The following is a 13,077-nucleotide window of genomic DNA, read 5'->3' as shown; positions in this document are numbered from 1 at the left end:
GTTTGGCTTGCGTAATATGTTCCTGAAACTAAAACATCATTTGCTCCATGTAATGTTCCATTTGTGCTTGCAGTATACCATTTAATATCAGTTCCTGTAGCTTGTAAATTGCTAACTTTTTTAGCGTCAGCTGAACAAAATGTTTGTGCTGTTGCTGTTGGTTCTGCTGGTGTAGGCGTAATTTTTACAACTACTGCAGTTCTTGCACTTTCGCAACCATCAATGGTTTGGCTTGCGTAATATGTTCCTGAAACTAAAACATCATTTGCTCCATGTAATGTTCCATTTGTGCTTGCAGTATACCATTTAATATCAGTTCCTGTAGCTTGTAAATTGCTAACTTTTTTAGCGTCAGCTGAACAAAATGTTTGTGCTGTTGCTGTTGGTTCTGCTGGAGCTGTTTTAGGAGCTGCAATTCCGCTTCCAGAATTAGTACAACCATTTACAGTAGTGGTAACTGTATAAGTTCCTGCAGTACTTACTATAATACTAGAAGTTGTTGCTCCATTACTCCACAATAAACTTCCTGTGGCTGAAGTCGATAACTTTGATGTACCATCACAATTGTCTATAACTGTTACAATCGGAGCTACAGGTGCAGCATTAACCGTTACAGTCACCGCTGTTCTTGTACTTTCTCCGCCATTAATAGTTTGACTTGCGTAATACGTTCTTGTACCTAATGTATGATTTGCATCATATAAAGTACCTCCTGTTAAACTATCGTACCATTTTACATCATTACCAGTAACTTGTAAATCTGTTATTTTTCTTAGATCTCCCGAACAGAATGCTTGTGCATTTGCCGTTGGTGGTTTCGTTTTTACAGTAACATTAATCGCTGCTGCATTAGATGTAAAGCCATCATTATCATTTACAACATAATTTAAACTAGCTATTCCGCTAAAAGTTGCCAAAGGTGTAAATGTTACAATTCCTAAAGCATCAACACTATAACTTCCTTCACCTGCTACAGTAAATGTAGTTTGAATTCCTGGTGTAAGAGGATCAAGATCAACTGTTGCAACATTTATTGTTCCGTCAGAATCAGTATCATTTGTTGTTACTGCAATAGTAACCGCAGTCCCACCAATAGTATTTACTGAATCATTGTTAGCCACTGGTGCTTTTACTGGCTGACTTGAACTCACGTTATTTAAAGGATCTGGATCATCTTCATTTCCTGTAATTTTAGCAATATTGTTATAATCTCCCTTGGCTTTAAGGATACCCTTTACAGTAAGTGTAGCATTTCCTCTGTTAGCAAGTGCACCTATATCCCAAAGGCCAGTACCCGAATTATAAGTTCCTACCGATGGAGTTGCGCTTACAAAAGTGTATCCCGAAGGCAATAAATCGTTTACTTTAACTCCCGTTGCTGCGTATGGCCCAGCATTATAAGCAGAAATAAGAAAAGTAGCTTCATCTCCTACTTTTTTAGCAACTCCTACTACTTCTTTCTTTACCGATAAATCTGCACCATAACTAGCCGTAATTACATCTACAAAAACTCCTGAATCATATTGACCATCACCAACATCGGCGATTGCAATTTTAAAATTATAAGTTGCTCCTGGAGTAAGTTGGGTAAGATCATAAGAAAGTCTTTTCGTTAATCCATTGTATTCCACAAATACTGGTCTTGGTCCACTACCATCATTTTTTGTTCCATCATTTTTATGCCCATTGTTGATATAATAAGCTGACTGATTTAAATCTGTTCCAGGTACACCTAACGCACCTGTTTTATTAAATCCAAGTTTTCCTCCATTTACTGAATTAACTGAAATCTCTCTATTAGTTGAAGGTAATTTTGCTATATTTTGTGTTCCTGTAACTCCTGGACCTGAAATAAAAAATCCAAAAACATCATTATACCTACTTCCTACATAATCAGGATATTCTTCTGATCCGAACTGAAAAAAGATACGAATGGCAGTCATTTTAGCATCCAAAGTTACCTTGAATGTATAAACAACAGCATCGTTATCTGCTGTTGCATCAAGAGTTGCTAAATCTGGGTCAATCGTCGATTTTCTACTTGGTTCGTTACTTGTCGTTAAGTTCAAATTTTTAGCACCTAAATCTGAAGCAGCAAGTCCTGTAGAAAACAAAATACCTTTGTTTATTTCTAAACCAGCTGCTGTTCCTCCCGAAAAAACGGCAATTTGCTTAGTCCTATCCCCTTTTACTAATGTAGGGACACTCAAAATAACACCACTACCGTTTAATGTGCTTAATATTGTTGCATCATTAGGATTTACAGCATGTGTAGTCTGAACTTGTGAGTAGGCTGTACTCCCAAATATAAACAATAACAAGAAACAGACCAGAAATCGATTCAGAGTCCGCCCTTTATTTGGCATTAATAATTTAAAATAAGTAAAGTTCCTCATATAATAATTGTTATTAAAATTCTAAAAAATAATACTCAGAGATATCCATCTATCCCTAACTATCGTAATTATTTAAATCAAGCAATTAGGTAATCTATTCTGTTGGTCACTTTAATTGAAATTTGTAGTTTTAAATCAATATTTTTAACTGATAAACAACGACTTCCATATTAGAGTAATTTAGGTGCGAATTTCTTTCTTATCATTAAGAAGGCATGTAAAGAATACAGATTAGTACTGTAGAATTAATTCTACAAGTACAGCTTCTCTTTTTCAGACTAATCTTTCGTAATATTGAATAGTAAATTTTCAAGGTATTTGAATGCTTTTCTCAAAGAAATAACCCAATAATCATTAAACATTTTTATAATTTCATAACATTATTTCTGACATTTTTTTTTGTCAATTCCCTTTATTCTCAAATAGATAATAAAGACTACACTCTTATTTGGTATTCTGCAGACAATAATATTCTTCCTCAAAACAGTGTAAAATCTATAATAAAAGATAATAATGGTTTTATATGGATGGCTACCGAAAATGGATTAGTTCGATATGATGGAAATCAATTTAAGACATTCAATATTGAAAATGTAGCAGGAATGACTACAAACAGAATGAGTATTTTTAGAGGAAATGCACATAAAGACAAAATTTATTTACTCAATGATCTAGCCGATTATATTCTGATAAAAAACAATACGCCATCAGTAATTCCAAAAAATAAAATTCCTGAGCAATTTAAAATCAGTAATGCTCTTTATAAAAAAAGACGGTTTTATAGCAACAAAATTCACAGAACCGATAACAAATATTTTTCACTATCAAAAAAGTATGTCGGGCTGTATCAAAATGAAAACAAACTATTATGGCAGGTTAAATATACTTATGATGAGTACCAAAACTTTTTCATCCTGAACAATGTTATTTACAATTATGATGGAGAGAAATTCATAAAATTTGAGAATGGTAAAATTGATCCTGTAAAAATAGAGGGACTTAAACCTGATAATTTTTCTATTATCATAAACAACGTTTCACAACAAACCTTTTTTGTCATTGAAGGTGACTTTTACATTCTTGAAAAAAAACAAGGAAAACTTAAACTTAGGTTACTATTAAAGAATTATGACCTTTCTAAAAAAAATATTGTATCGGCATATTACAACTTAGAAGATGAAATTTTATATATAGGAAGTAGTACTGACGGGTTACTTGTCGTAAAAGAAAAGCGCTTTACAACCATTCCTGGAAAAAATAAAGATGGTGTGTATTATGCGCAGGTTGCTTACCAGAATAATCAATTCCTAACCACAACGGGTGAGGTTTTTACAACAAATGGTCAAACATCTAATACTATTTTATTTAAATCTCCAAATGATAATTACAACCTCATGTTTGATAAAGAGGGAAACATTTGGACAAAATCTAGTAATATTGTTTACTGTTTTCATAAAAAAAGCAATTTTAAAACCTATAATAAATGGAGTTTTGAGGATAGAATTACTCAAATTTTCCAGATGAGTAACGACGAAATAATAGTTGGAATGAGCGTGGGAGGTTCTCCAAATGGAAAATTATATAGATTAGGAGGTACTAAAGATAAGCCTCGTTTTAATTTTTATATGGATGTTCCTTTTAATGTAACTTATATGCTTCAGATAAAGGATAATATTATCTGGACAGGATCACATTTAGGATTTCATAAAGTCCTTTTTAAAGAGAAAAAAATTGAAAATGTAAAAGAGATAGAAGGCAATTATGTGAGGAGCTTTTATATTGGCAACCCTAATGAAATATGGATAACAACTTATGGAAATGGTTTTTATCTTTATGACCAATCTACTAAAAAAACAACCTCTTTTCCTGTAGATAAAAACAAGTACTTACTGACTTCTCATTGCATAATAGAAGACAAAAATGGATATTTTTGGATTACTACTAACAAAGGTCTTTTTCAGGTTTCTAAAAAAAATCTGCTGGATTATTCCAACAAAACAGTAAAAAACGTTTATTATCAATACTATGATAAATCTGATGGTTTTGCAACCAATGAATTTAATGGAGGATGCCAGCCTTGCGGATTATTATTAAAGAATAATTATGTGACTTTCCCCTCGATAAAAGGAAATATTGTATTTGATTCTCAAAAAATAAAAAGACTTTTGCCTAAAGGGGATATTTATTTTGAACAAGCAGAAGTCAATAACTCAAATGTTTATATTAAAAATGACACGCTCAATTTAGACAATAATTTTGAGCGACTCAGGCTTTTTGTAAATAGTCCATATTACGGTAATTCTAATAATTTAAATATAGAAACTAAAGTAGAAGGTCCTATAACTCAAAAATGGGAATCTCTAACAGACAATAACATTTACTTTACGACTTTACCACACGGAACTTATTACGTAACAGCCAGAAAAATGACTGGACGTGATTCAGAATACCGATACAAAACACTAACTATTATAATCGCTCCTGCTTTTTATCAAACAATTTGGTTTAATGTATTAGTCTTTATTTTAGCCTTCACTACACTATATTATGTTGTCAAATTGAGACTAAAATATGTTCGATTGAAAAACATTCATTTAGAGAAAAAAATAGCCGAACAAACTTTTCAGCTCCGAAATACAATTACGACACTAAAGGATACAACCGAAAATTTACGTGAGCAAATAACAAATCATAAAAAACTTATAGGAACAATTACGCATGATATAAAAAGCCCTTTGCGGTTTCTGGCAATGACTGCTAAGCACGTTTATCAAAACCCAAATGATCCAGATGCAGTTCAGGATGGCATAAAATCATTACATACCTCATCTTTCCAACTCTATAATTTTGTAAATAATATATTAGAATATACCAAAGTATCTAAACAAGAAAATTTATCCAGTACCTATTGCTTATATGATTTAATCGAAGAAAAAATAAAAATTTTCCTTACCATTGCTTCCTCTAAAAAAATTGTAATTGAAAATCTTATTGATGCAAACCAAACCATTAACAACAATAGATTATTGTTTTCTATAGTTGTACATAATCTTCTGGATAATGCTATAAAAAATACTTCATCAGGAAAAATTACTTTAATTTCAGGATTAAAAGACAATAAGGTTTTCTTTACTATTAAAGATACAGGAAGCGGAATGTCTGGCGATATTGTAAATCTTTACAATAAACACGATGCCCTAAAATTAACACAAACTCAAGAAAAATCAGGAATGGGGTTACAAATTGTAACTGAGCTTTTGGAGATAATGAAAGCTAAAATGGAGATTGAAAGCACTATAAATATCGGTACAAAAATTACAATTACATTTTTGAACACCAAATAAATATAGCTTTTTGAATTACAGAACTAGAAAGCTCGTCTAATTTTTATAAATTTTTAAAATTTCGACTAGTCTGACAACATTATTTATTCCAAGTTTTTCAAAAATTCTATTTTTAAAAGTACTTACAGTTGTCATCTGAATATTCAGTTTATTCGAAATTTCGAGATTTCCTTCGCCATTAACAAGAAGTTCAGCAACTTCAATCTCTCTATCCGAAAGAATTTCTAATGGATTTATTGGGGTTTTATTTAGGGCGTTTTCTAGAATTTTTTCTTTTACAACATCACTAATATATTTTCCTGTTTCGATAACGGAACGAACAGCTTTAATAATTTCTTCGTCGCTGCTGTCTTTATTCAAAAAACCATTGGCACCAGCATGAATATAGCGTAAAGCATATTGCGTTTCATCATATGCCGAAAACATTAAGATCAACAAATTAGGATGATTTTGCTTGATTTTTTCTACCATTTTGGTGCTATTACCTCCAGGAAGATTAATATCTAAAAATATTAAATCTTGTTTTTGGCGCAGCTTACTTACAACTTCGTCAAAACTATCAGCATGAGTAATGTTTATACTGCGAAAAGCTTCTTTTAATAACAAAGAAATCCCATGTCGTACAACACTATGGTCATCTGCTAATAATATATTGAAGTCTTTTTTCATAGGAAATTTTACACTTCAAAATTACAATTATTTGATTGAACTAAAAACATTTATGATAAATCAATACGATTAAACCAAAATTTTAACACCTATAAAAGTTATTTTTATAACAAGATAAGGCTAAATGCATTACTCCAACTGATCTAGAAGGTATAAATAAGGCGGAAATGAATGATGAATCATTAAATCCTTACTATTATTTGGAAACTTCTCATAATATGTAGCATCATCTTGTTTAGGATAAAGAACAATAGTGTTACCAGTACGCACATAATTATTACTATTATAAAAAGGAGGTGGTACAAACTCTGGCAAGAATTCTTTTACTCTCTTAGCCATTTCTTTCCCCAATAACTTTTGATACGTTTTTACTGTTTTGCGTGATGGACTAGTTGCCTTATCATAAACCATGTTTAAAAACATTCTCTTAAAGAAATTTTGCTTCTTTATTGTTTCTTCTACCAATCCTATTGGGCTTACTGTAGGTAAATCTTCAGGAATCTCGACAGAAAATGGGGTTTGAGGAACCCAGTCTGCAGCACTTACAACATTATATGCCCAACCGTTTTGAGTTTTACGCTCGTAATCATACGCAAAATATAAGTTCCCCGGTTTAGGAGCTGCGCTACAATAGGTTTTAAAATGAATATCGGCAGGTATAATACCTTTACTTTGCAAATTATAAAAATGAGCTGTAAGCAAATAACTTATTCCTCCACCCTGACTATGTCCCATAATAATGAAATTCTTAATTCCCGCTTTATAACAGGAATCAATTTTCGGAAGCATTTCTTTAGAAATAAAAGCAGTGCTTAAAAGATAACCTGTATGTACAGCTGCATCTTTATTAGTCGACAACTCATATTTAAACGTTTCTGTATTAGATATCTTTAATTCTCCCTTTGCTGGAGTCATTGCTGCATAAAGATTAGCAAGCCAGCTTTCTCCTTTTTCTGTAGTTCCTCTTGTACACAATACACCTGTATTACCGTCCTTTAACCATAATTCCCACTGATTATCCAGACCAATTGATTTGCCTTTGTACACCAACTTAGAATGTTCTGGTTGCGGAATAAGTTTAGCTTTTTCTGGTGATTCTGTCGATTGAGTAGCGATATAAATTAACTCACGATATTCAGCTTTATCAAATCCTGGTTTTAAATCTTGTGCAATGCTGTTTGAAAAAGAAAGCAAAAAACATAAAGTAACTAAAAGTGATTTTAAAAATTTCATAAAGACAAGATGTTAATTTATTAATGATAATAATCCAGATTAGAAATTGAAAATCAGCAAACAACCTATATCTATATAAACTAACTCTTTATACAAAGCATTAGTCATGAGTATGGTCATTTACTTATTTCTGAACTAATCTTACAATAAATATAAACAATCTTTTGGTAGTACTCTATAATTATTAGTGACTAATCTATTTCAAGTAACTATATCCGTTGGGAATAATTCTTTCGTCTATTCCCTTTACTCGGGTTCATAAAAGTTTCATTTAACACATAGAAACATAGATTTTGTGTGTAAAAAGAGCGCAAAAAAGAAATACATTCCTTTCGCATAGCTTGCTTTATGTATTTTAAACAAGTGAAAACCCTTTTTGGAGAGTGCAGACTATCTTTCTATGTGTTTAAATTAATTGCACTAAATGAGCTAATTGTATAAAAACTTGTATAATCGGTAAGAGAATAAAAGCATTCCGATGACAACAAAAAACCACCAATATTTTTTCATCGAATTATAATTCTCATTTTTTGAATTCCTTATTGCAAATCCCATAACAATACTTATCAAAGGAATTATTAACCTAACTATTTCTTCTATTCTCATTTTAAATTTTAATTAATTACTTTAAACAAACATACTAATTCATAAATATAATAGCATCTTCCTTAATTGAATTTTATGAATATATGTATGCTAAATTTATCAAATAACAATAGCATAATGCTCTCAAATAAGTAAAAAAAAGCTGAAGCAAATAATTAAATTAACATTCATCCTTACGCCTAAATAATATTTTTTTTACTTTTGATATATACAAAAAAATAATATGCCGAATCTACACGAAACCTCTAGAATTATTATTCGCGAATTCTTACCAGAAGAAAAACAAACATTTTTAAATCTGTTTAAAGACGACGAAGTAACTCAATATTTACCCCAAGTTTCTCCAGAGAGATATATAGAAATGTTTAATGAGCTTCTTGAAAATTATGCCAAAGGAAATTTAAGCCGATGGGCGATTTTTGATACTACAAATAATAATTTTATAGGTATGTGTGTTGCTCGCGTTTTTGTACACAACACCAATCAAATAGAAATTGGATATGTACTTAGTAAGGAATATTGGGGAAAAGGTATTGCTACAGAAGTATGCAAAGGAATGACTCAATATTGTTTCGCAAATACTGATACTAATGAAGTAGTTGCTATAACTGACCTTAACAATAGTGGATCACAAAATGTATTACAAAAAGTAGGATTTGAGCGATTAGATAACATAATAAGAGATGATGAAGAAATCGCTTATTTTATAACTAAAAGACCTCTAATCTAATTTTAAAAACTACTTACAAACTAGTAAATAGATATTTTTCGTAGAATACTAGTAGAACATTTTAAGTTTTTTAGCAGCATTTTTTGATGTATAGCCAGCATAATATCCCTATTGATTTGAATCGTAGGGCTATTTTTGTCGCTTATTGGTATTTGAGAAACAGTAAAATAAAAATACTTCTCTAAATTAGTTTTTAGATAAGCAAACAATTTAGGCTGTTCACTATCAAATTCAAGAATCAAAGAGCGCTCATTAATTGCCAGAACATCCAAAACTTTAGTATTAACCAATACACATAACAAATATTCTTTGGCCTCCGCATAATCTGTAAAATCATTTTCACAATCGATGGTATCAAATGAAAAATGATATAGTTGCTTTTTGTGTATGGAGTCCTTTATTTTTGCCATGAGTGATTTGGTCAAATTGTTCTTTCGAAAGTAATAAAACATGATTCTCTTTAAGGTCAATTAAATGACATAAACAGAACATTAAAAAACTAAAATAAATAGTCGTTTATATTAAATTTTCTTTCGGATTTAACTATGCTTAAAATTAAATCTACTTTTTTAAAGCCTCATGCTTTTTATATCAAGAAGTGTTTCATTTTAAAATTTGGAACGCCTTTAGCTAATATGCAACTCCTCATCAGGAATCATTAATTTTCCCCAATCGTTTAACATCCATAGAATATTCACTAGCTTCTCCCCAAGTTCCGTGAGTGAATACTCTACTCTTGGAGGAAGTTCATTAAACGAAACCTTAGTTAAAATACCATCCTGCTCCATTTCTTTTAATTGTTGGTTCAAAACTCTTCTATCAACCTTGCCAATACCTCTCAAAAATTCACTTGGACGCTTTTTACCTTCATTTATTTGCCAAACAATAGGAATTTTCCATTTTCCGCTAATAGAGTTAACTGCTACTTCTAATGGACAAATTTTACTTTCTATGCTTCTCTCCTTTGTTTTCATAATAGTGACTTTTTTATCCCCATGTGACAATAATATGCGTTATTGCACATATGAACTTTGTTTTAAACCTTTGTAAAATTAATAAACATTTTAGCAAAGCAAATGAGAAACTGTGCTAATACATCTTTATTTAAACAATAAACAAAATAAGTATGACAGAAATAAAACGAAAAGGCTCACGCTCAACAAAAGACATACCCAAAGATATTTTAGAGAAATTAAATAAAGGAGAAATCGAAACTGCCAATTTAGTCGAATGGCTCGCAATAGACCAAAAACTATTACTTAAGAACTTTCTTGAGCAAAATAACCGATTAAATTATTTAGAGCCAATCATTGCTACTATCGATACATTAAAGAAACAAACTGTCAATACTATTAATGAAGCTATTGGAACAAGTCTTTTTAAATTAGCCAAATCCGAAGGTGATATCGAGCTGTTTGCAATACTTTCAAAACATACTTCAGATTTAATTAGATGTTGGGCAACCTATACAATAGGAAAAAACACTGAAAGATCTATTGATGAAATGTTAGAAGAAATTCAGTTTTTTGCAGCCGATAAACATTTTGGTGTCAGAGAGATTTCCTGGCTAGCTGTAAGACAAACGATAGCCAGAAATCTAAATGAAAGTCTAACAATCTTGTCTAAATGGACAAAACACGCTGACGAAAACGTTAGACGATTTGCTAGTGAAGCCACAAGACCAAGAGGAGTTTGGTGTGAACATATCGAAGAATTAAAGCAAAATCCTAAATTAGGTTTAATCATCTTGGAATCTCTAAAATCGGATAAATCAAAATATGTACAAGATAGTGTTGGCAACTGGCTGAATGATGCTAGCAAAACCAATCCCGAATTTGTAATTGCTATTTGCGAAAATTGGAAAAACATTAGCCCCACAAAAGAAACTGCATACATAATAAAAAAAGCACTTCGTACTATTGAAAAGTGATCTATGCCGGAAAAGTATTCAGTCTCAGTTTCGGTTTTCAGTCTTAGTTTCTTAGTCCCTCAGAACCTTTGTCCCTTTGCAGCTATGAACCTTTGAACCTTTGTCCCTTTGCCTCTTTGAACCTTTAAAAAAAACACCTACATTAGCATTAAACAAACCAAGTAATTTACAAATAATGCTAGACGTTATCAAAAAACTAAAATTTAAGGACAAAGGAACGGTCCTTAATGCCCCAAAAGCAATAGAAGAAGAGTTTATTCAGCTTGGTATGAAAACATCTTTTGATAAAGAGATAAAAAGCACAAACACACTAATTTTCATCAATAATAACGAAGAATTTTTAAGTTACCTTAAAAATGATTTAGAAAACATCGAGTCCGATAGTGTGTTATGGTTTGCTTATCCTAAAGGAACTTCTAAGATTAAAACCGATATTAATAGAGATACCATTCATGTAACTGGCAAAGAATTTGGATTAAAGACTGTGACTGCGATTTCTATAGATGAAACTTGGAGCGCATTACGATTTAGACCCATCGAAAAGGTTGGTACGTAATATTTCTTATTCCTAAAATTTAATATCTCTACAATGTCACATCCATATATATTACATCTATCAAAAGATACTGCATTTCAAAAAGTACTTGTAAACGCAGAACATCGCGAACTTAAAACAAATACTAATCTTGCTCAGTTTTTATATACTTCAATCATTAATCAGCAATTATCAGCTAAAGTTGGTGATGTCTTTTTAAAACGTTTTCTGGATATATACAACGGATTAGAACCTAATTCATCTCAAATTCTTGAAACTCCAGATGAAACATTACAAGCAATAGGTTTATCAAAACCAAAAGTGAGCTATATAAAAAATGTAGCACAATTTGATGCTGATTTCGGGTTAGAATACAACAAATTTATCGAAATGACTGATCAGGAAATTATCGATTTAGTAACTTCTATAAAAGGTATTGGCAAATGGTCTGCACAAAACTTACTCATGTTTGCCTTAGGGCGTGAAGATGTTTTTTCGGCCGACGATTTAATAATTCGTAATAAAATGGCAATCTTGTTTAATCTAGATAAAACCGATAAGAAAAAATTTAACGAAGACATTATTCGTCTCTCGAAACCTTGGAGTCCATACAGAACATTTGCATGCCTGCATTTGTGGAGATGGAAAGAATTTTGAGTTCCAAAGGCTTTAAGAGGCAGAGGTGCAAAGGTTCTGAGGTGCTAAGAAACTGAGACTGAAAACTGAGACTGAAAACTGAGACTGAAAACTTTGCGAACCTAGCGTAAACCTTTGTGTTCTTTGCGGTTAATTTTCCATACCCCAAGCAAATTAAAACCTTTGCAGTTATTCTTTAACTCTATTTATCTAATTGAAAATAAGGGGCTAAAAGATCTTCAAAATTATACAATCCAATTGCTTTGTTTTCTATGTTTTCGGTAACAAAAATAACACCTGTTCCAAATGCTTCTCTTGATATCGATTCATGAATAAGCCGTACAGTTTGGTAAGGAAACCCAAATATTACTTCATGCTTTCCTACGATACCTCCTGCTCTAACCGAATTTATACTTTCTTTCTCTATATCTAAAGCTTCAGCAATTTTTATAGCCGTACCCGATGTTCCTTCTTTTAATTTAAAATGTTCTTCATTAACCTCAATATCTACCCAAGGAGCAATTTTCTTCAAAAATTTAGCAGCAAATAACAAATAGTTAACTCCCAGAGTAATATTAGGAGACCAAAACACAGTTGTTTTAATCGCTAATTCCTTTAATAATTTCAGCTCTTTATCTTTATAATGTGATATTGCCGATATAATCTTAATTCCTCTTTGCGCAGCAGCTTCGCCATAAGTATGAATCCCTAAACTCGAAGAAAAATCAATTATAACATCGACAGGATGTTTGTCCAGAAGCTCTTTAATAGTTGTTTTGGAACTAGAATAAATTAATCCCGGTTCATCTGAAGGAACACCAAAAAATTCAGGTACTGATCGATGTTCTAAAACTGTACTTTGTCTTAATACCCATTCTAAACAAAAATTTTTATTCTCAAGTAGTACTGAAGCAACCGACTTTCCTGTTTTTCCAAATCCTATTAGTCCTATTTTCATAATTTTAAATTTAAATGGTTTTCAGCTTATTTTTATTTCT

Annotated in this window: 12 protein-coding genes; 5 read left to right on the top strand and 7 right to left on the bottom strand. The window is 31.4% G+C overall.

The window, feature by feature from the left end:
* Nucleotides 1–2,396, bottom strand: a 2,396-nt coding sequence (locus tag IW20_RS23665) for a choice-of-anchor L domain-containing protein (RefSeq protein WP_131494839.1), incomplete at its 3' end; no start/stop codon positions are given.
* Nucleotides 2,397–2,701: 305 nt separating this feature from the next.
* On the opposite strand from IW20_RS23665, the gene IW20_RS23660 reads away from it, so the two are divergent.
* Nucleotides 2,702–5,740: a ligand-binding sensor domain-containing protein gene (locus tag IW20_RS23660; RefSeq protein WP_354017035.1), complete on the top strand. Its 3,039-nt coding sequence runs from the start codon at nucleotides 2,702–2,704 to the stop codon at nucleotides 5,738–5,740.
* A 36-nt stretch (nucleotides 5,741–5,776) separates the two neighbouring features.
* On the opposite strand, the gene IW20_RS23655 is transcribed toward IW20_RS23660, so the two are convergent.
* The 3 genes from IW20_RS23655 to IW20_RS26480 all read right to left on the bottom strand — a co-directional run bounded on the left by IW20_RS23655 (nucleotide 5,777) and on the right by IW20_RS26480 (nucleotide 8,248).
* On the bottom strand, nucleotides 5,777–6,409 hold the full coding sequence (locus IW20_RS23655; RefSeq protein WP_035628475.1) for a response regulator: 633 nt from the start codon (nucleotides 6,407–6,409) through the stop codon (nucleotides 5,777–5,779).
* Nucleotides 6,410–6,538: 129 nt separating this feature from the next.
* Nucleotides 6,539–7,642, bottom strand: a complete 1,104-nt coding sequence (locus IW20_RS23650) for a lipase family protein (RefSeq protein WP_035628473.1) — start codon at nucleotides 7,640–7,642, stop codon at nucleotides 6,539–6,541.
* Nucleotides 7,643–8,071: 429 nt separating this feature from the next.
* Nucleotides 8,072–8,248, bottom strand: a complete 177-nt coding sequence (locus tag IW20_RS26480; RefSeq protein ID WP_165571472.1) for a hypothetical protein — start codon at nucleotides 8,246–8,248, stop codon at nucleotides 8,072–8,074.
* Nucleotides 8,249–8,471: 223 nt separating this feature from the next.
* On the opposite strand from IW20_RS26480, the gene IW20_RS23645 reads away from it, so the two are divergent.
* Nucleotides 8,472–8,978, top strand: a complete 507-nt coding sequence (locus tag IW20_RS23645; protein ID WP_035628471.1) for a GNAT family N-acetyltransferase — start codon at nucleotides 8,472–8,474, stop codon at nucleotides 8,976–8,978.
* Between the two features lie 20 nt (nucleotides 8,979–8,998).
* Here the strand turns inward: IW20_RS23645 and IW20_RS23640 are convergent, their stop codons facing one another.
* On the bottom strand, nucleotides 8,999–9,388 hold the full coding sequence (locus IW20_RS23640; RefSeq protein ID WP_035628468.1) for a hypothetical protein: 390 nt from the start codon (nucleotides 9,386–9,388) through the stop codon (nucleotides 8,999–9,001).
* Between the two features lie 216 nt (nucleotides 9,389–9,604).
* Nucleotides 9,605–9,952: a winged helix-turn-helix transcriptional regulator gene (locus tag IW20_RS23635; protein WP_035628482.1), complete on the bottom strand. Its 348-nt coding sequence runs from the start codon at nucleotides 9,950–9,952 to the stop codon at nucleotides 9,605–9,607.
* Nucleotides 9,953–10,104: 152 nt separating this feature from the next.
* Between IW20_RS23635 and IW20_RS23630 the strand changes: the two genes are divergently transcribed.
* The 3 genes from IW20_RS23630 to IW20_RS23620 all read left to right on the top strand — a co-directional run bounded on the left by IW20_RS23630 (nucleotide 10,105) and on the right by IW20_RS23620 (nucleotide 12,100).
* Complete coding sequence (locus tag IW20_RS23630) at nucleotides 10,105–10,908, top strand: DNA alkylation repair protein (RefSeq protein WP_035628465.1); 804 nt, start codon at nucleotides 10,105–10,107, stop codon at nucleotides 10,906–10,908.
* A gap of 175 nt (nucleotides 10,909–11,083) precedes the next feature.
* A complete protein-coding gene (locus tag IW20_RS23625) occupies nucleotides 11,084–11,464 on the top strand; it encodes a hypothetical protein (protein WP_123869571.1) in 381 nt (126 codons plus the stop codon).
* Nucleotides 11,465–11,497: 33 nt separating this feature from the next.
* Nucleotides 11,498–12,100: a DNA-3-methyladenine glycosylase family protein gene (locus IW20_RS23620; RefSeq protein ID WP_035628460.1), complete on the top strand. Its 603-nt coding sequence runs from the start codon at nucleotides 11,498–11,500 to the stop codon at nucleotides 12,098–12,100.
* 181 nt (nucleotides 12,101–12,281) lie between these two features.
* Here the strand turns inward: IW20_RS23620 and IW20_RS23615 are convergent, their stop codons facing one another.
* Nucleotides 12,282–13,037, bottom strand: a complete 756-nt coding sequence (locus tag IW20_RS23615) for a 4-hydroxy-tetrahydrodipicolinate reductase (RefSeq protein ID WP_035628459.1) — start codon at nucleotides 13,035–13,037, stop codon at nucleotides 12,282–12,284.
* Nucleotides 13,038–13,077 lie beyond the last annotated feature (40 nt).

It is taken from the genome of Flavobacterium hydatis (assembly GCF_000737695.1).
GTDB classification, from domain to species: Bacteria; Bacteroidota; Bacteroidia; order Flavobacteriales; family Flavobacteriaceae; genus Flavobacterium; species Flavobacterium hydatis.
The sequence above is the reverse complement of the archived record's forward strand: the minus strand, read 5'-3'. Positions and strand labels throughout refer to the sequence as shown.